The sequence below is a fragment of the Pseudomonas sp. RA_5y_Pfl1_P24 genome, assembly GCF_963970945.1.
GTDB classification, from domain to species: domain Bacteria; phylum Pseudomonadota; class Gammaproteobacteria; order Pseudomonadales; family Pseudomonadaceae; genus Aquipseudomonas; species Aquipseudomonas tritici.
Genome location: NZ_CAXAOJ010000016.1, coordinates 103,877 through 122,166, shown reverse-complemented (window position 1 = coordinate 122,166; position 18,290 = coordinate 103,877). Strand labels below are relative to the sequence as shown.

Below are 18,290 nucleotides of genomic sequence, written 5' to 3'. Positions count from 1 at the left end.
GTGAAACGATGCATCGCCGATGGTAGTGTGGGGTTTCCCCATGTGAGAGTAGGTCATCGTCAAGATTAAATTCCGAAACCCCTGTTTGCTAACGCAAACAGGGGTTTTGTTTTGGGCGGTTGGAAAGTTCGAAGAGGCTCATCTCGGCAGCCTTCAGTGCTAACGCTCGGCCTTTCTATGCAATGACTCTGCGCATGGCTATCATGCGTGCCTCATTGTGAGGCGATACCTGAATGCTGACGTTGTTAAAACTTCTGAAAGATGGCCGATTCCATTCCGGAGAAGCACTTGGCGCCGCCCTGGGCGTCAGTCGCAGCGCTGTCTGGAAGCAGCTCCAGCACCTTGAGGCTGAATTGAATCTGCCCATCCACAAGGTTCGTGGCAAAGGGTATCAATTGGCGTCACCGCTGGTTTTCTTGAGTGCTGAGGACATTGCGCTTAATGCACCTTCCTTGGCGTGGCCCGTTCATATCTCTGACTCCATTGATTCCACGAATGCCGAAGCCTTGCGTCTTGTTAATGCAGGGTGCGCGGCTCCGTTCTTGGTGCTTGCGGAGCAGCAAACGGCTGGAAGAGGCAGGAGGGGGCGAAAGTGGGTCAGCCCGTTTGCACAGAATGTGTATTACAGCCTCGTATTGCGCATCGAGGCTGGTCTGCGGCAGTTGGAGGGCCTGAGCCTGGTGGTGGGCCTGGCAGTCATGCAGGCCTTGCGCGAGTCAGGTGTGCAGGGGGCGGCACTGAAGTGGCCAAACGATGTCTTGGTAGGGCAGAAGAAGATTGCCGGGATTTTGCTGGAGTTGGTAGGAGACCCTGCTGATATCTGTCACGTTGTTCTCGGAATTGGTATCAACGTCAATATGCAGAGAGCTGACGAGGTCGATCAGCTATGGACTTCCGTGCAGCTCGAGACGGGCTCTTCTGTCGATCGCAACGCTCTGGCGGCGCGATTGGGCCTGCAGTTGCAAAGCTACCTTGATCAACACGGGGCACACGGTTTTGTCGCGCTCCAAGAAGAGTGGGAGCAAAATCACGCATGGCAGGGGCGGTCAGTATCCCTCATTGCCGGCGTTAACCAGGTTGACGGGGTTGTATTGGGTGTAGATCGTCAGGGAGCGTTGCGCCTGAGTGTCGATGGCGTTGAGAAAATATACAGTGGTGGTGAGTTAAGCCTGAGGCTGCGTGATGATTCTTGAGCTCGACTGCGGGAATAGCTTTATTAAATGGCGAGTGCTTGATTCGGATAGGGCGAGTGTCTCGGCGGAGGGGGTTGTTGGTTCGGATCTGGCGTTGATTGAAAGCCTTGTCGCGGTCCCCGGGTTGTTGCTGACACGCTGCCGATTGGTAAGCGTTCGTGCCCTGGAGGAAACAAGCAAATTAGTTACGGCTCTGTATGAGGCTTTCGGCGTTGTTGTTGCCTGCGCTGGTCCCGCGCGAGAAATGGCCGGAGTGCGTAACGGCTACGAAGATTTCGAGCGTCTGGGTCTTGATCGCTGGTTAGCGATGCTTGGTGGATTCAAGCTGGCGCGCGGCGCTTGCCTGGTGCTCGATTTTGGCACCGCAGCAACGGCGGATTTTATTACGGCTGATGGTGAGCATCTGGGCGGCTTTATATGTCCAGGCATGCCTCTGATGCGCAGCCAACTGCGTACTCATACGCGCAAGATTCGTTACGACGACGCTGCTGCTGAAAGAGCGCTGGAGTATCTCTTGCCAGGTCGTACGACTGTGGAGGCTGTAGAGCGTGGCTGTACGTTGATGTTGAGAGGGTTTGTACTAACTCAATTGGAGCTGGCGCGGAGCTACTGGGGTGATGACTTCACTGTGTTCCTGACTGGCGGGGATGCTGATCTGATATCGGATGCGGTGCCACAGGCCCGGCTCGTTCCTGATCTGGTTTTTGTCGGTTTGGCGATGGCGTGCCCTTTGTCCTGAGGTGATTATGCGTTGGCTTTTTTTACTTTTACTTGTTCTCAACGCCTTCTACTACATTTGGCATCAGCAAGAAGCACCGTTGCGCGCTAAAGATGTCACGCCTCTAAGTCTCTACAAGGGGTCGCAGCAGGACATTCGTCTATTGAGTGAGTCCTCTGACACGGTAATGCGCAGGGAGCGAGCACGAGCGCCTGAGGCACAAAATACGTGCCTGTACATCGGCGGATTTGCGGATCAACGCCAGGCGCGGCTCGTTGAGCAGCGCCTCACAAGCCTGGATATAAAGGTCAGGGTCCAATTGCTGAATACTGCTGATGCTTCCGGCTACTGGCTTCGGGTTGCCCCTGAAAGTCGACGCCTTGCTGACGATCTGCCCTTTGAAAGCCTTGCTAAGGAATTCAATGAGTTAAAACATAAGATAATGTTGTGCGAAGGCGTTGCAACTCTCGAATAGTTTGCATAGAATGGCGCCCGCTTCGCAGTGAAGACCTTCTGGGTCAGCAGTGCGATGCGAAGGTCAACGCAGCTAACCTCATATTTTTAATGAGAAAATGCTTGACAGAAGGCCGGCGTGATGTAGAATGCCGGCTCGCTTAGGAGGGGTTCCCGAGCGGCCAAAGGGATCAGACTGTAAATCTGACGTCTACGACTTCGAAGGTTCGAATCCTTCCCCCTCCACCATTTTTAGCGTGAGCTGCAAGCTCCGCGGGTATAGTTTAGTGGTAGAACCTCAGCCTTCCAAGCTGATGATGCGGGTTCGATTCCCGCTACCCGCTCCAAGTTTGCAGGTTGTGCAAGGTATTTTGCTCTTGTAGCTCAGTTGGTAGAGCACACCCTTGGTAAGGGTGAGGTCAGCGGTTCAAATCCGCTCAAGAGCTCCATATAACAAGGCAGATATGAAAATATCTGCCTTTGTTTTAACAGCTAATCTCGGCTTGATGGTGTTTTGCCTGGTGTTGTCAGGTGATTTCAAGCCTCTAGAGGTTGGTTGTTGTAAAGTCTTTTTCAGGCCTGCATAATGGTCGGCCTGATTTTGTTTTAGGTCAGTAGCTCAATTGGCAGAGCGACGGTCTCCAAAACCGTAGGTTGGGGGTTCGATTCCCTCCTGACCTGCCAGATTCACGTGGTGTGTCTGGCTTTCTTTTCACAGGATCTTCATAGATGACTCCTAAGGCTGAAGCTCAAAGCTCTCGTTTCGATTTAGTCAAGTGGCTCGCCGTAGTCGCCTTGGTGGTCGTAGGCGTTGTTGGCAATCAGTACTATTCTGCTTCGCCGATCCTGTACCGTGTGCTCGCTTTGCTTGCCCTTGCTGCTGTGGCTGTTTTTGTTGGCCTGCAGACTGCCAAGGGTAAGTCTTTCGCGGTACTGGTAAAGGAAGCTCGCACCGAAATACGTAAAGTCGTTTGGCCGACTCGCCAAGAAACCACGCAGACCACGTTGATTGTTGTGGCTGTTGTTCTGGTTATGGCGTTGCTGTTGTGGGGGCTTGATTCCCTGCTCGGCTGGCTTGTTTCCTTGATTGTTGGCTAAGGGTGTCCCGTGGCTAAGCGTTGGTACGTTGTGCATGCTTACTCGGGTTACGAGAAGCATGTTATGCGCTCTTTGCTGGAGCGCGTAAAGCTGGCAGGTATGGAAGATGGCTTCGGCGAAATTCTGGTTCCCACTGAAGAAGTGGTTGAAATGCGGAATGGTCAGAAGCGCAAAAGCGAACGCAAGTTCTTCCCTGGCTACGTGCTGGTACAGATGGACATGAATGAAGGTACTTGGCACTTGGTCAAGGACACTCCTCGTGTCATGGGTTTCATTGGCGGTACCGCTGATAAGCCTGCTCCTATCACCGATAAAGAGGCAGAAGCAATTCTGCGTCGTGTTGCTGATGGTAGTGACAAGCCTAAGCCGAAGACGCTTTTCGAGCCGGGTGAGGTTGTTCGTGTCACAGATGGTCCGTTTGCTGATTTCAACGGTACTGTCGAAGAAGTTAACTACGAAAAGAGCCGCATCCAAGTGGCAGTGCTCATTTTCGGTCGTTCTACTCCGGTAGAGCTGGAGTTCAGCCAGGTCGAGAAGGTCTAGCTGAGCAAGCATCCCAACCCCGCAGCCTAGGCTGTGGGGTTTTGTCGTCACTGGGATAAACGCGCAAGTAACCGGGGAGCCTTTAGAGGCGTTCGAACCCGTAATTGGAGTGCCTCATGGCCAAGAAGATTACCGCTTACATCAAGCTGCAAGTGAAGGCCGCTCAGGCCAACCCTAGCCCACCCGTCGGTCCAGCTCTGGGTCAGCACGGCGTGAATATCATGGAATTCTGCAAGGCCTTCAACGCCCGTACTCAGGGTATTGAGCCAGGTCTGCCGACTCCAGTGATCATCACTGTATACAGCGACCGTAGCTTCACTTTCGAAACCAAGTCGACCCCGGCTTCGGTTTTGCTGAAGAAAGCTGCTGGTCTGACTAGCGGTTCCGCTCGTCCGAACACCGTTAAGGTTGGCACCGTGACTCGTGCTCAGCTGGAAGAAATCGCGAAAACCAAAAACGCGGATCTGACTGCAGCTGATATGGATGCAGCCGTGCGTACCATCGCCGGTTCTGCTCGTAGCATGGGCCTTAACGTGGAGGGTGTGTAATGGCTAAGCTGACCAAGCGCCAAAAGGCTATCGCCGGCAAAATCGAAGCGGGCAAGGCCTACAATTTTGTAGACGCTGCTGCCCTGCTGACCGAGCTGTCGACTGTCAAGTTCAGCGAGTCCGTTGACGTTGCTGTAAATCTGGGTGTTGACCCACGTAAATCCGACCAGGTCGTTCGTAGCGCAACTGTGCTGCCACACGGTACTGGCAAGACTGTACGTGTAGCTGTCTTCACCCAAGGCCCGGCAGCTGAAGCTGCTCTGGCCGCCGGCGCTGATCGCGTTGGCATGGACGACCTGGCTGCCGAAATGAAAGGCGGCGACCTGAACTATGACGTAGTTATTGCTTCCCCGGATGCAATGCGCGTTGTAGGTCAGTTGGGTCAGATCCTCGGTCCGCGTGGCCTGATGCCTAACCCTAAAGTCGGCACCGTAACGCCAGACGTAGCTACCGCGGTTAAAAACGCCAAGGCTGGTCAGGTTCGTTATCGCACCGACAAAAACGGCATCATTCACACCTCCGTTGGCAAAGTCGGCTTTGATGCCGTCAAGCTGAAGGAAAACGTTGAAGCCCTGATCGCTGATTTGAAGCGTATCAAGCCTGCTTCCTCGAAAGGTATCTACGTCAAGCGCGTTACCCTGAGCACCACTATGGGCCCAGGTCTGGTCATCGACCAAGGCTCGCTGGACGTATAAGACACAGATTGGCGCGAGCGATTGCGCCAATTGAAAAATTGGGGTCCCTGCCTGGCGGGGGCTATCCAAGACCGTAGGCGACGCAAGTCTTAAACCACAAGCCTACGCAGATGGTGCTCCCGGTTCCTTACCGAATCAGACACCAAAACGACATCCGGCTCCGGCCAGATGAAACGGTAACAAGCAGGAGTTAAACCCGTGGCAATTAATCTCGAAGACAAGAAGGCCATCGTCGCTGAAGTCAACGAGGCTGCCAAAGCTGCTCTGTCCGCTGTCGTGGCTGATGCCCGTGGTGTGACAGTAAGCGCTATGACCGGACTCCGTAAAGAGGCTCGTGAAGCTGGCGTATACGTACGTGTTGTGCGTAACACTCTGCTTAAGCGCGCTGTTGCTGACACTGAATACAGTGTTCTCAACGACGTGTTCACAGGCCCGACCCTGATTGCTTTCTCCACCGATCATCCGGGTGCTGCTGCCCGTTTGTTCAAAGAGTTCGCAAAGGGTCAGGACAAGTTCGAGATCAAGGCAGCTGCGTTCGAGGGCAAGTTCCTCGCAGCTAACCAAATCGACGTACTGGCAACACTGCCGACCCGTAACGAAGCTATTTCTCAGCTGATGAGCGTGATTCAAGGCGCTACCAGCAAGTTGGCTCGTACTCTGGCCGCAGTTCGCGAGCAAAAAGAAGCTGCCGCAGCCTAAAGCTGAGCAAGTTCTCTCGCGTATTTTTGTTTATTTCGATGGCCGCGTAGGCCGTCCCCCAATTCAGGAAATACAGCAATGTCTATCTCCCAAGACGATATCCTCAACGCCGTAGCTGAAATGTCGGTTCTGCAGGTTGTTGAGCTGATCAAAGCTTTCGAAGAAAAATTCGGCGTTTCCGCTGCCGCTGCTTCCGCTGGTCCAGCTGTTGCTGCTGTTGCTGCTGAAGAGCAAACCGAATTCAACGTTATGCTGCTGGAAGCTGGCGAGAAGAAAGTAAACGTGATCAAGGCAGTACGTGAACTGACCGGTCTGGGCCTGAAAGAAGCCAAGGCTGTAGTTGACGGCGCTCCTGCCCAGGTTCTGGAAGCAGTGTCGAAAGACGCCGCCGACAAAGCCAAAGCTACTCTGGAAGAAGCAGGCGCTAAAGTCGAGCTGAAGTAAGCATCGACCTTGCGTCTCCAGCCCACGCGTCAAGCTGAAGGCTGATGGCTGGTGGCTCTTGCCACCGGCCTTTTTCCGTTCTTGGCTGTCGACTCGGTCGCCGCCATTAACGCGCTGTAGCCACCCGATGCGGTGGTGCAAACCATGGGGTTTGCAAGATTTTCTGGCTGCTCCCGTCGGGAGGGCCAAACAAGCAGGTGACCAAGCTGGGGAACGCTGATGGCTTACTCATATACTGAGAAAAAACGTATCCGCAAGGACTTTAGCAAGTTGCCGGACGTCATGGATGTCCCGTACCTTCTGGCTATCCAGCTGGATTCGTATCGTGAATTCTTGCAGGCGGGAGCGACTAAAGATCAGTTCCGCGACGTGGGCCTGCATGCGGCCTTCAAATCCGTTTTCCCGATCATCAGCTACTCCGGCAATGCTGCGCTGGAGTACGTCGGTTATCGCCTGGGCGAACCGGCATTTGATGTCAAAGAATGCGTGTTGCGCGGTGTCACGTACGCCGTACCTTTGCGGGTAAAAGTCCGCCTGATCATTTTCGACAAAGAATCGTCGAACAAAGCGATCAAGGACATCAAAGAGCAAGAAGTCTACATGGGCGAAATCCCACTGATGACTGAAAACGGTACCTTCGTTATCAACGGTACCGAGCGTGTAATCGTTTCCCAGCTGCACCGTTCCCCGGGCGTGTTCTTTGACCACGACCGCGGCAAGACGCACAGCTCCGGTAAGCTCCTGTACTCCGCGCGGATCATTCCGTACCGTGGTTCGTGGTTGGACTTCGAGTTCGACCCGAAAGACTGCGTGTTTGTGCGTATCGACCGTCGTCGTAAGCTGCCGGCCTCGGTACTGCTGCGCGCGCTCGGCTATACCACTGAACAAGTGCTGGATGCCTTCTACACCACCAACGTATTCAGCCTGAAGGGTGAAACCCTCAGCCTGGAACTGATCGCATCGCGTCTGCGTGGTGAAATTGCCGTCCTGGACATCCAGGATGAGAAGGGCAAGGTCATTGTTGAAGCGGGTCGTCGTATTACTGCGCGCCACATCAACCAGATCGAAAAAGCCGGTATCAAGTCGCTGGACGTTCCTCTGGAATACGTCCTGGGCCGCACCACCGCCAAGGTCATCGTTCACCCGGCTACAGGCGAAATCCTGGCTGAGTGCAACACCGAGCTGAATACCGAGATCCTGGCCAAAATCGCCAAGGCTCAGGTTGTCCGCATCGAGACCCTTTACACCAACGACATCGACTGCGGTCCGTTTGTCTCCGACACCTTGAAGATCGACTCCACCAGCAACCAATTGGAAGCGCTGGTCGAGATCTATCGCATGATGCGTCCTGGCGAGCCTCCAACCAAAGACGCTGCCGAGACTCTGTTCAACAACCTGTTCTTCAGCCCTGAGCGCTATGACCTGTCTGCGGTCGGCCGGATGAAGTTCAACCGTCGTATCGGTCGTACCGAGATCGAAGGTTCGGGCGTGTTGTGCAAAGAAGACATCGTTGCGGTCCTGAAGACTCTGGTCGACATCCGTAACGGCAAAGGCATCGTCGATGACATCGACCACCTGGGTAACCGTCGTGTTCGCTGTGTCGGCGAAATGGCCGAGAACCAGTTCCGCGTTGGCCTGGTGCGTGTTGAGCGCGCGGTCAAAGAGCGTCTGTCGATGGCCGAAAGCGAAGGCCTGATGCCGCAAGACCTGATCAACGCCAAGCCAGTCGCTGCGGCGGTGAAAGAGTTCTTCGGTTCCAGCCAGCTCTCGCAGTTCATGGACCAGAACAACCCGCTCTCCGAGATCACCCACAAGCGCCGTGTATCTGCACTGGGCCCGGGCGGTCTGACGCGTGAGCGTGCGGGCTTTGAAGTTCGTGACGTACACCCGACGCACTACGGTCGTGTTTGCCCGATCGAAACGCCGGAAGGTCCGAACATCGGTCTGATCAACTCCCTGGCTGCCTATGCGCGCACCAACCAGTACGGCTTCCTCGAGAGCCCGTACCGTGTGGTGAAAGACGCTCTGGTCACCGACGAGATCGTGTTCCTGTCCGCCATCGAAGAAGCTGATCACGTGATCGCTCAAGCTTCGGCCACGATGAACGACAAGAAAATGCTGATCGACGAGCTGGTAGCTGTTCGTCACTTGAACGAGTTCACCGTTAAGGCGCCGGAAGACGTCACCTTGATGGACGTATCGCCGAAGCAGGTAGTTTCGGTTGCAGCGTCGCTGATCCCGTTCCTGGAACACGATGACGCCAACCGTGCGTTGATGGGTTCCAACATGCAGCGTCAAGCTGTACCCACCCTGCGTGCTGACAAGCCGCTGGTAGGTACCGGCATGGAGCGTAACGTAGCCCGTGACTCCGGCGTATGCGTCGTGGCTCGTCGTGGCGGCGTGATCGACTCTGTTGATGCCAGCCGTATTGTGGTTCGTGTTGCCGATGACGAAGTTGAAACTGGCGAAGCCGGTGTCGACATCTACAACTTGACCAAGTATACCCGCTCCAACCAGAACACCTGCATCAACCAGCGTCCGCTGGTGAGCAAGGGTGATCGGGTTCAGCGCAGCGACATCATGGCAGACGGTCCTTCCACCGATATGGGCGAGCTGGCACTGGGTCAGAACATGCGCATCGCGTTCATGGCCTGGAACGGTTACAACTTCGAAGACTCCATCTGCCTGTCCGAGCGTGTGGTTCAGGAAGATCGCTTCACCACGATCCACATTCAGGAACTGACCTGTGTGGCACGTGACACCAAGCTTGGGCCAGAAGAGATCACTGCAGACATCCCGAACGTGGGTGAAGCTGCACTGAACAAGCTGGACGAAGCCGGTATCGTTTATGTAGGTGCTGAAGTTGGCGCAGGCGACATCCTGGTCGGTAAGGTCACTCCGAAAGGCGAGACCCAACTGACTCCGGAAGAGAAGCTGTTGCGTGCCATCTTCGGTGAAAAAGCCAGCGACGTTAAAGACACCTCCCTGCGTGTACCTACCGGTACCAAGGGCACCGTCATCGACGTACAGGTCTTCACCCGTGACGGCGTTGAGCGTGATGCTCGCGCACTGTCCATCGAGAAGACCCAGCTCGACGAGATCCGCAAGGACCTGAACGAAGAGTTCCGTATCGTTGAAGGCGCGACCTTCGAACGTCTGCGTTCCGCTCTGGTAGGCCACAAGGCTGAAGGCGGCGCAGGTCTGAAGAAAGGTCAGGACATCACCGACGAAATCCTCGACGGTCTCGAGCATGGCCAGTGGTTCAAACTGCGCATGGCTGAAGATGCTCTGAACGAGCAGCTCGAGAAAGCCCAGGCTTACATCGTTGATCGTCGCCGTCTGCTGGACGACAAGTTCGAAGACAAGAAGCGCAAACTGCAGCAAGGCGATGACCTGGCTCCAGGCGTGCTGAAAATCGTCAAGGTTTACCTGGCAATCCGTCGTCGCATCCAGCCGGGCGACAAGATGGCCGGTCGTCACGGTAACAAAGGTGTGGTGTCCGTTATCATGCCGGTTGAAGACATGCCGCACGATGCCAATGGCACTCCGGTGGACGTGGTCCTCAACCCGTTGGGTGTACCTTCGCGTATGAACGTTGGTCAGATCCTTGAAACCCACCTGGGCCTCGCGGCCAAAGGTCTGGGCGAGAAGATCAACCGCATGATCGAAGAGCAGCGCAAGGTCGCAGACCTGCGTAAGTTCCTGCACGAGATCTACAACGAGATCGGCGGTCGCAACGAAGAGCTGGATACCTTCACTGACCAGGAAATCCTGGATCTGGCGAAGAACCTGCGCGGCGGCGTTCCAATGGCTACCCCGGTGTTCGACGGTGCCAAGGAAAGCGAAATTAAGGCCATGCTGAAACTGGCAGACCTGCCAGAAAGCGGCCAGATGCAGCTGTTCGACGGCCGTACCGGCAACAAGTTTGAGCGTCCGGTTACTGTTGGCTACATGTACATGCTGAAGCTGAACCACTTGGTAGACGACAAGATGCACGCTCGTTCTACCGGTTCGTACAGCCTGGTTACCCAGCAGCCGCTGGGTGGTAAGGCTCAGTTCGGTGGTCAGCGTTTCGGGGAGATGGAGGTCTGGGCACTGGAAGCATACGGTGCTGCTTACACTCTGCAAGAAATGCTCACAGTGAAGTCGGACGATGTGAACGGTCGGACCAAGATGTACAAAAACATCGTGGACGGCGATCACCGTATGGAGCCGGGCATGCCCGAGTCTTTCAACGTGTTGATCAAAGAAATTCGTTCCCTCGGCATCGATATCGATCTGGAAACCGAATAACACGTGACGCGAATCGAGAGCGGGGCTGTTTAGCCCGCTCTCTGCTCCGCCAGGAGGAAAGGCCTTGAAAGACCTACTGAATTTGCTGAAAAACCAGGGTCAAGTCGAAGAGTTCGACGCCATCCGTATTGGATTGGCATCGCCTGAGATGATCCGTTCGTGGTCGTTCGGTGAAGTTAAAAAACCGGAAACCATTAACTACCGTACGTTCAAACCTGAACGTGACGGCCTGTTCTGCGCCAAGATCTTTGGCCCGGTTAAGGATTACGAGTGCCTGTGCGGTAAGTACAAGCGCTTGAAGCACCGTGGTGTGATCTGCGAGAAGTGCGGCGTTGAAGTTGCACTGGCCAAGGTTCGTCGTGAGCGTATGGCGCACATCGAACTGGCTTCGCCGGTTGCGCACATCTGGTTCCTGAAATCGCTGCCGTCCCGTATCGGCTTGCTGATGGACATGACCCTGCGTGATATCGAACGCGTTCTCTACTTCGAGAGCTACGTCGTTATCGACCCGGGCATGACCACCCTTGAAAAAGGTCAGCTGCTGAACGACGAGCAGTACTTCGAAGCGCTGGAAGAGTTCGGCGACGATTTCGATGCCCGCATGGGTGCTGAGGCTGTCCGTGAACTGCTGCACGCTATCGACCTGGAGCACGAGATTGGCCGTCTGCGTGAAGAAATTCCGCAAACCAACTCCGAAACCAAAATCAAAAAGCTGTCCAAGCGTCTGAAGTTGATGGAAGCCTTCCAGGGTTCCGGCAACTTGCCAGAGTGGATGGTGCTGACCGTTCTGCCGGTTCTGCCGCCAGACCTGCGTCCGCTGGTACCGTTGGACGGTGGTCGTTTCGCGACGTCCGACCTCAACGACCTGTACCGCCGCGTGATCAACCGTAACAACCGCTTGAAGCGCCTGCTCGATCTGTCCGCTCCGGACATCATCGTGCGCAACGAAAAGCGTATGTTGCAAGAAGCAGTCGATGCCTTGCTCGACAACGGTCGTCGTGGTCGTGCCATTACCGGTTCCAACAAGCGTCCTCTGAAATCCCTGGCTGACATGATCAAGGGTAAGCAAGGTCGTTTCCGTCAGAACTTGCTCGGTAAGCGCGTTGACTACTCCGGTCGTTCGGTAATTACCGTAGGCCCGACCCTGCGTCTGCACCAGTGCGGTCTGCCTAAGAAGATGGCACTTGAGCTGTTCAAGCCATTCATCTTCGGCAAGCTGGAAATGCGCGGTCTTGCGACCACCATCAAAGCGGCCAAGAAAATGGTCGAGCGCGAACTGCCAGAGGTTTGGGACGTTCTCGCTGAAGTGATTCGCGAACACCCGGTTCTCCTCAACCGTGCACCGACCCTTCACCGTCTGGGTATCCAGGCGTTTGAACCAGTTCTGATCGAAGGTAAGGCTATCCAGCTGCACCCTCTGGTCTGTGCTGCGTACAACGCCGACTTCGACGGCGACCAAATGGCCGTGCACGTACCGCTGACACTGGAAGCCCAGTTGGAAGCGCGTGCGTTGATGATGTCGACCAACAACATTCTGTCGCCAGCCAACGGTGAGCCAATCATCGTTCCGTCGCAGGACGTTGTATTGGGTCTGTACTACATGACCCGTGAAGCGATCAACGCCAAAGGCGAAGGTCGTGTGTTCGCTGACCTGCAAGAAGTTGACCGTGTGTTCCGTGCCGGCGAAGCCGCACTGCACGCCAAGGTCAAAGTGCGGATCAACGAAACCGTCAACGACCGTGACGGTGGCAGCGTGAGCGGCACTCGTATTGTCGACACCACTGTCGGCCGTGCGCTGTTGTATCAAGTTGTGCCCAAAGGTCTGTCGTACGACGTCGTCAACCTGCCGATGAAGAAAAAGGCGATCTCCAAGCTGATCAACCAGTGCTACCGCGTGGTTGGTTTGAAAGAGACCGTGATCTTCGCTGACCAGCTGATGTACACCGGTTTTGCTTATTCGACCATCTCCGGCGTTTCCATCGGCGTTAACGACTTCGTTATCCCTGATGAAAAAGCCCGCATCATCGCGGCTGCAACCGATGAAGTGAAAGAGATCGAAAGCCAGTACGCCTCGGGCCTGGTAACACAGGGTGAGAAGTACAACAAAGTGATCGACCTTTGGTCCAAGGCCAACGACGAAGTGTCGAAGGCGATGATGGCTAACCTCTCGAAAGAGAAGGTTATCGACCGTCATGGCGTAGAAGTCGATCAAGAGTCGTTCAACTCGATGTACATGATGGCCGACTCGGGCGCACGGGGTTCTGCCGCGCAGATCCGTCAGCTCGCCGGTATGCGTGGCCTGATGGCCAAACCGGACGGTTCCATCATCGAAACGCCGATTACTGCGAACTTCCGTGAAGGTTTGAGCGTACTTCAGTACTTCATCTCGACTCACGGTGCTCGTAAAGGTCTGGCGGATACCGCGTTGAAAACCGCTAACTCCGGTTACCTGACTCGTCGTTTGGTAGACGTTGCGCAAGACTTGGTTGTGACTGAAGTTGACTGCGGTACCGAGCACGGTCTGCTGATGACTCCGCACATCGAAGGCGGCGACGTTGTAGAGCCGTTGGGCGAACGCGTACTGGGCCGAGTCATTGCCCGTGACGTATTCAAGCCAGGTACCGAGGAAGTTATCGTTCCTGCTGGCACCCTGGTGGATGAAAAGTGGGTCGAGTTCATCGAACTCAACAGCATCGACGAAGTGATCGTTCGCTCGCCGATCAGCTGCGAAACCCGCTACGGCATCTGCGCCAAGTGCTACGGCCGTGACTTGGCTCGTGGTCACCAGGTGAACATCGGTGAAGCGGTCGGCGTTATCGCTGCTCAGTCCATCGGTGAGCCGGGTACCCAGCTGACCATGCGTACGTTCCACATCGGTGGTGCGGCAAGCCGGACCTCCGCAGCCGACAGCGTTCAGGTGAAGAATGGCGGTACCGTCCGTCTGCACAACCTGAAACACGTTGAGCGAGTGGATGGTTGCCTGGTTGCGGTGTCCCGTTCCGGTGAGCTGGCTATCGCTGATGACTACGGTCGTGAGCGTGAGCGTTACAAGCTACCGTACGGTGCTGTGATTTCGGTCAAAGAAGGTGACAAGGTCGACGCTGGCGCAATCGTGGCCAAGTGGGATCCGCACACTCACCCAATCGTTACCGAAATGAAAGGTACCGTGACCTACGTGGGCATGGAAGAAGGCATCACGATCAAGCGTCAGACTGACGAATTGACCGGTATGACCAACATTGAAGTACTCGACGCGAAAGATCGTCCAGCTGCCGGTAAAGACATCCGTCCTGCCGTGAAGATGGTCGATGACAACGGCAAGGATCTGTTGCTGCCAGGCACTGACGTAATCGCTCAGTACTTCCTGCCAGCCAACGCCCTGGTCGGTGTAGCGGATGGTGCGAAGATCGCGATCGGTGATGTTATCGCGCGTATCCCGCAAGAAACTTCGAAGACCCGTGACATCACCGGTGGTCTGCCGCGTGTTGCCGACTTGTTCGAAGCGCGTCGTCCGAAAGAAGCGTCGATTCTGGCTGAGGTCAGCGGCACCATCGCGTTCGGTAAAGAGACCAAAGGCAAGCGTCGTCTGGTCATTACCCCGAACGACGGTAGCGATCCGTACGAAGAGCTGATTCCGAAGTGGCGTCACCTGAACGTCTTCGAAGGCGAACAGGTAAACCGCGGCGAAGTTATCTCCGACGGCCCTAGCGATCCACACGACATCCTGCGTCTGCTGGGTGTGAGTGCGCTGGCCAAGTACATCGTTAACGAGATCCAGGACGTTTATCGCCTGCAAGGCGTGAAAATCAACGATAAGCACATCGAGACCATCCTGCGTCAGATGCTGCGTAAAGTTGAGATCGCTGAATCCGGCGATTCCAGTTTCATCAAGGGCGACCAGATGGAATTGACTCACGTACTCGTAGAGAACGAGCGTCTGGCTGGCGACGAGAAATTCGTTTCCAAATTCACTCGTGTGCTGCTGGGTATCACGAAGGCGTCGTTGTCCACTGAGTCGTTCATCTCGGCGGCCTCCTTCCAGGAGACCACTCGTGTACTGACCGAAGCAGCGGTAACCGGCAAGCGCGATTACCTGCGCGGCCTTAAAGAAAACGTGGTTGTGGGTCGTTTGATCCCAGCCGGTACCGGTTTGGCTTACCACAGCGAGCGCAAGCGCCGCCGTGATGCTGACAAGCCGCTGCGCGTGAGCGCCAGTGAAGTGGAAGCTGCACTGACCGAAGCGCTGAACTCTAGCGGTAACTGAGTTCTGCGATAAATAAGTCTGGGCCCTGGCAGCCCCCATTCGTCGGATCGAGGCAGTTTTGCCCCGGTTCGATGAGAGGGGATGTCGGGGCCTTGCCTTGACTGGGGGCAAGATCCTCTTTAGACTCTTGTACCCCTAAATTTGGCGGGAATTCGTTCCTGCCATTTTGCTTTTCTTGCAAGACAATAGCGTCGCAAGACAACAGTGGAGCTAGTAGATGGCAACTATCAACCAGCTGGTACGTCAGCCGCGTAAGCGTATCGTCGAGAAGTCCGACGTGCCTGCGCTGCAGAACTGCCCGCAACGTCGTGGCGTATGCACTCGCGTGTATACCACTACGCCGAAAAAACCTAACTCGGCACTGCGTAAAGTATGCCGTGTGCGCCTGACCAACGGTTTCGAGGTTTCCTCGTACATCGGTGGTGAAGGTCACAACCTGCAAGAGCACAGCGTGGTACTGATCCGCGGCGGTCGTGTAAAAGACTTGCCAGGTGTTCGTTACCACACCGTACGCGGCTCCTTGGATACTTCCGGCGTTAAAGGTCGTAACCAGGGTCGTTCGAAGTACGGTACCAAGAAGCCTAAGTAGTAGCGGCTTTTTGTAAAACTGAATCATCTTATTTTCTGAGTCGATAAGAGTAAGGTCGGAGCCGTGCCGAAAGGGTGCTAATTCCGAGCGAACCTGAAGACCGTTTGAGGGCTTATCCATGCCAAGAAGACGCGTAGCAGCCAAGCGCGAAGTGCTTGACGATCCAAAATACGGAAGCCAAATCCTGGCCAAGTTCATGAACCACGTGATGGAAAGCGGCAAGAAAGCCGTTGCCGAACGTATCGTTTATGGCGCGCTGGAAAAGGTTAAAGAACGCAAGAACAGCGACCCCCTGGAAATCTTCGAGAAAGCTCTCGACGCCATCGCTCCGCTGGTCGAAGTGAAGTCGCGCCGCGTAGGCGGTGCTACTTACCAGGTTCCGGTTGAAGTTCGTCCGTCCCGTCGTAACGCTCTGGCAATGCGCTGGTTGGTAGACTTCGCCCGTAAGCGCGGCGAGAAGTCTATGGCCCTGCGTTTGGCTGGCGAACTGTTGGACGCTGCTGAAGGTAAAGGTGCTGCTGTTAAGAAGCGTGAAGACGTGCACCGTATGGCTGAAGCTAACAAAGCTTTCTCGCACTACCGCTTCTAATCTTAGCTTCACTAATTTTGCGAGGGCTTTATGGCTCGTACTACTCCGATTAGCCGTTATCGTAACATCGGTATCGTTGCTCACGTGGATGCTGGTAAAACCACCACCACCGAGCGCGTACTGTTTTACACCGGCAAAAGTCACAAGATGGGCGAGGTGCATGATGGCGCCGCGACCACAGACTGGATGGTTCAGGAGCAGGAGCGTGGTATTACCATTACTTCTGCTGCTATTACCGCCTTCTGGAAAGGTTCCGAGAAGCAGTACAAAGATGAGCACCGCTTCAACGTAATCGATACTCCGGGTCACGTGGACTTCACCATTGAAGTTGAGCGTTCCCTGCGTGTGCTCGACGGCGCTGTCGTTGTGTTCTGCGGCACCTCGGGTGTTGAGCCTCAGTCGGAAACCGTATGGCGTCAAGCCAACAAATACGGCGTTCCACGTCTTGTTTACGTAAACAAGATGGACCGTGCTGGTGCGAACTTCCTGCGCGTGATCGCTCAGATCAAGCAGCGTCTGGGTCACACTCCGGTGCCAATCCAGTTGGCTATCGGTTCCGAAGACAATTTCCAAGGCCAGATCGATCTGCTGACCATGGAAGCTGTTTACTGGAACGACGCTGACAAAGGTATGGTTCCTGTTCGCAAGTCTATCCCTGCTGAACTGCAGGAGCTGGCTGACGAATGGCGCAACAACATGGTTGAAGCTGCGGCCGAAGCCAGCGAAGAGCTGATGAACAAGTACCTCGAAGGTGAAGAACTCACCAACGTGGAAATCAAGGCTGCTCTGCGTCAGCGTACTATCGCTGGTGAGATCGTCTTGGCTGTTTGCGGTTCCTCGTTCAAGAACAAGGGTGTTCCCCTGGTTCTCGATGCTGTGATCGACTACCTGCCGGCACCAGTTGATATTCCTGCCATCAAGGGTACAGACCCGGATGACGAGACTATCGAGCTGGAGCGTCATGCAGACGACGCAGAACCGTTCTCCGCTCTGGCATTTAAAATTGCCACTGACCCATTCGTGGGTACCTTGACCTTCGTCCGTGTTTACTCGGGCGTGTTGAACTCCGGCGACGGCGTGATCAACTCGGTTAAAGGCAAGAAAGAGCGCGTGGGTCGTATGGTGCAAATGCACGCAAACGCCCGCGAAGAGATCAAGGAAGTACGCGCTGGTGACATCGCGGCCTTGATCGGCATGAAGGACGTCACCACCGGTGAGACCTTGTGCAGCGCTGACAAGCCAATCATCCTGGTTCGCATGGACTTCCCGGAGCCGGTTATTTCGGTTGCCGTAGAGCCTAAGACCAAGGATGACCAGGAAAAAATGGGTATCGCTCTGGGCAAGCTCGCTCAGGAAGATCCATCTTTCCGTGTCAAGACTGATGAAGAGACTGGTCAAACGATCATCTCCGGCATGGGCGAGCTTCACCTGGACATCCTGGTTGACCGGATGCGCCGTGAGTTCAACGTCGAAGCCAACATCGGTAAGCCTCAGGTTTCCTATCGTGAGCGCATCACGAAGAACTGTGAAATCGAAGGCAAGTTCGTTCGTCAGTCCGGCGGTCGTGGTCAGTTCGGTCACTGCTGGATCCGTTTTGCTCCTGCTGACGAAGGTCAGGAAGGTCTGCAATTCGTGAACGAAGTAGTAGGTGGTGTGGTTCCTAAGGAATACATCCCTGCTATCCAGAAGGGTATCGAAGAGCAGATGAAGAACGGTGTTGTTGCCGGCTATCCGCTGATCGGCCTGAAAGCAACCGTTTTTGACGGTTCTTACCACGACGTCGACTCCAACGAGATGGCGTTTAAGGTGGCTGCTTCCATGGCAACCAAGCAACTGGCCCAGAAGGGCGGTGGTGAGTTGCTTGAGCCAATCATGGCGGTAGAAGTTGTTACACCTGAAGACTATATGGGTGATGTCATGGGCGACCTTAACCGTCGTCGCGGCATGATCTTGGGTATGGAAGACACGGTTTCCGGCAAGGTGATTCGCGCCGAGGTTCCGTTGGGTGAGATGTTCGGTTATGCGACCGACGTTCGCTCCATGTCTCAGGGTCGCGCAAGCTACTCTATGGAATTCAAAAAATACAACACAGCTCCGGCGCACATCGCTGAAACTGTATCCAAAAAACAAGGCTGATTCAGTCCTTTAGGCAAGGAGTTAATTG

General features: G+C 55.1%; 14 protein-coding genes and 4 tRNA genes. All 18 read left to right on the top strand.

All coding sequences use genetic code 11. The annotated features are described in order from the left end of the window. Nucleotides 1-233: 233 nt before the first annotated feature. The 18 genes from birA (at nucleotide 234) to fusA (ending at nucleotide 18,262) form a co-directional block, all read left to right on the top strand. A complete protein-coding gene (gene birA, locus AACY30_RS23815) occupies nucleotides 234-1,193 on the top strand; it encodes a bifunctional biotin--[acetyl-CoA-carboxylase] ligase/biotin operon repressor BirA (protein WP_339471701.1) in 960 nt (319 codons plus the stop codon). Then, nucleotides 1,183-1,932: a pantothenate kinase gene (locus AACY30_RS23810; RefSeq protein WP_339471700.1), complete on the top strand. Its 750-nt coding sequence runs from the start codon at nucleotides 1,183-1,185 to the stop codon at nucleotides 1,930-1,932. Before birA ends, AACY30_RS23810 begins: the two co-directional genes overlap by 11 nt. A gap of 7 nt (nucleotides 1,933-1,939) precedes the next feature. Next, nucleotides 1,940-2,386 (top strand): hypothetical protein, encoded by a 447-nt coding sequence (locus tag AACY30_RS23805; RefSeq protein WP_339541208.1) that lies wholly within the window; start codon nucleotides 1,940-1,942, stop codon nucleotides 2,384-2,386. 142 nt (nucleotides 2,387-2,528) lie between these two features. Continuing rightward, nucleotides 2,529-2,613 (top strand) — tRNA-Tyr (locus AACY30_RS23800). A 24-nt stretch (nucleotides 2,614-2,637) separates the two neighbouring features. After that, nucleotides 2,638-2,711, top strand: a tRNA-Gly gene (locus AACY30_RS23795). Nucleotides 2,712-2,737: 26 nt separating this feature from the next. Beyond that, nucleotides 2,738-2,813 (top strand) — tRNA-Thr (locus AACY30_RS23790). A 159-nt stretch (nucleotides 2,814-2,972) separates the two neighbouring features. Next, a tRNA-Trp gene (locus tag AACY30_RS23785) sits at nucleotides 2,973-3,048 on the top strand. A gap of 45 nt (nucleotides 3,049-3,093) precedes the next feature. Continuing rightward, a complete protein-coding gene (gene secE, locus AACY30_RS23780) occupies nucleotides 3,094-3,462 on the top strand; it encodes a preprotein translocase subunit SecE (RefSeq protein WP_058414067.1) in 369 nt (122 codons plus the stop codon). A 9-nt stretch (nucleotides 3,463-3,471) separates the two neighbouring features. Next, a complete protein-coding gene (gene nusG / locus AACY30_RS23775) occupies nucleotides 3,472-4,005 on the top strand; it encodes a transcription termination/antitermination protein NusG (protein WP_003176436.1) in 534 nt (177 codons plus the stop codon). 116 nt (nucleotides 4,006-4,121) lie between these two features. Continuing rightward, a complete protein-coding gene (gene rplK / locus AACY30_RS23770; protein ID WP_003210097.1) occupies nucleotides 4,122-4,553 on the top strand; it encodes a 50S ribosomal protein L11 in 432 nt (143 codons plus the stop codon). After that, nucleotides 4,553-5,248: a 50S ribosomal protein L1 gene (gene rplA / locus AACY30_RS23765; protein WP_003232403.1), complete on the top strand. Its 696-nt coding sequence runs from the start codon at nucleotides 4,553-4,555 to the stop codon at nucleotides 5,246-5,248. The genes rplK and rplA overlap by 1 nt, the downstream gene beginning before the upstream one ends. Nucleotides 5,249-5,446: 198 nt before the next feature. Then, on the top strand, nucleotides 5,447-5,947 hold the full coding sequence (gene rplJ / locus AACY30_RS23760) for a 50S ribosomal protein L10 (protein ID WP_015886139.1): 501 nt from the start codon (nucleotides 5,447-5,449) through the stop codon (nucleotides 5,945-5,947). 78 nt (nucleotides 5,948-6,025) lie between these two features. Beyond that, a complete protein-coding gene (gene rplL / locus AACY30_RS23755; RefSeq protein WP_003176432.1) occupies nucleotides 6,026-6,391 on the top strand; it encodes a 50S ribosomal protein L7/L12 in 366 nt (121 codons plus the stop codon). Nucleotides 6,392-6,610: 219 nt separating this feature from the next. After that, nucleotides 6,611-10,684 carry a DNA-directed RNA polymerase subunit beta gene (rpoB, locus tag AACY30_RS23750; protein WP_339417034.1) on the top strand — a complete coding sequence of 1,358 codons (4,074 nt, stop codon included), beginning with the start codon at nucleotides 6,611-6,613 and terminating at the stop codon, nucleotides 10,682-10,684. A 64-nt stretch (nucleotides 10,685-10,748) separates the two neighbouring features. After that, entirely contained in the window at nucleotides 10,749-14,948 is a 4,200-nt protein-coding gene (gene rpoC, locus AACY30_RS23745) for a DNA-directed RNA polymerase subunit beta' (protein WP_049711295.1), read from the top strand. Nucleotides 14,949-15,165: 217 nt separating this feature from the next. Next, the gene (gene rpsL / locus AACY30_RS23740; protein WP_002555494.1) at nucleotides 15,166-15,537 is read left to right on the top strand and encodes a 30S ribosomal protein S12; all 372 of its coding nucleotides are present in this window, start codon (nucleotides 15,166-15,168) and stop codon (nucleotides 15,535-15,537) included. Between the two features lie 118 nt (nucleotides 15,538-15,655). Continuing rightward, nucleotides 15,656-16,126, top strand: a complete 471-nt coding sequence (gene rpsG, locus AACY30_RS23735) for a 30S ribosomal protein S7 (RefSeq protein ID WP_002555493.1) — start codon at nucleotides 15,656-15,658, stop codon at nucleotides 16,124-16,126. Between the two features lie 30 nt (nucleotides 16,127-16,156). Continuing rightward, nucleotides 16,157-18,262: an elongation factor G gene (fusA, locus tag AACY30_RS23730; protein ID WP_339541207.1), complete on the top strand. Its 2,106-nt coding sequence runs from the start codon at nucleotides 16,157-16,159 to the stop codon at nucleotides 18,260-18,262. Nucleotides 18,263-18,290 lie beyond the last annotated feature (28 nt).

What these genes read in the sequence shown, in the direction of transcription:
- AACY30_RS23805 (WP_339541208.1), top strand. Translation starts at nt 1,940, where the DNA reads ATGCGTTGGCTTTTTTTACTTTTACTTGTTCTCAACGCCTTCTACTAC.
- rplK (WP_003210097.1), top strand. Translation starts at nt 4,122, where the DNA reads ATGGCCAAGAAGATTACCGCTTACATCAAGCTGCAAGTGAAGGCCGCT.
- rpsG (WP_002555493.1), top strand. Translation starts at nt 15,656, where the DNA reads ATGCCAAGAAGACGCGTAGCAGCCAAGCGCGAAGTGCTTGACGATCCA.
- rpoB (WP_339417034.1), top strand. Translation starts at nt 6,611, where the DNA reads ATGGCTTACTCATATACTGAGAAAAAACGTATCCGCAAGGACTTTAGC.
- fusA (WP_339541207.1), top strand. Translation starts at nt 16,157, where the DNA reads ATGGCTCGTACTACTCCGATTAGCCGTTATCGTAACATCGGTATCGTT.
- rplA (WP_003232403.1), top strand. Translation starts at nt 4,553, where the DNA reads ATGGCTAAGCTGACCAAGCGCCAAAAGGCTATCGCCGGCAAAATCGAA.
- rpsL (WP_002555494.1), top strand. Translation starts at nt 15,166, where the DNA reads ATGGCAACTATCAACCAGCTGGTACGTCAGCCGCGTAAGCGTATCGTC.
- birA (WP_339471701.1), top strand. Translation starts at nt 234, where the DNA reads ATGCTGACGTTGTTAAAACTTCTGAAAGATGGCCGATTCCATTCCGGA.
- secE (WP_058414067.1), top strand. Translation starts at nt 3,094, where the DNA reads ATGACTCCTAAGGCTGAAGCTCAAAGCTCTCGTTTCGATTTAGTCAAG.
- rplL (WP_003176432.1), top strand. Translation starts at nt 6,026, where the DNA reads ATGTCTATCTCCCAAGACGATATCCTCAACGCCGTAGCTGAAATGTCG.
- AACY30_RS23810 (WP_339471700.1), top strand. Translation starts at nt 1,183, where the DNA reads ATGATTCTTGAGCTCGACTGCGGGAATAGCTTTATTAAATGGCGAGTG.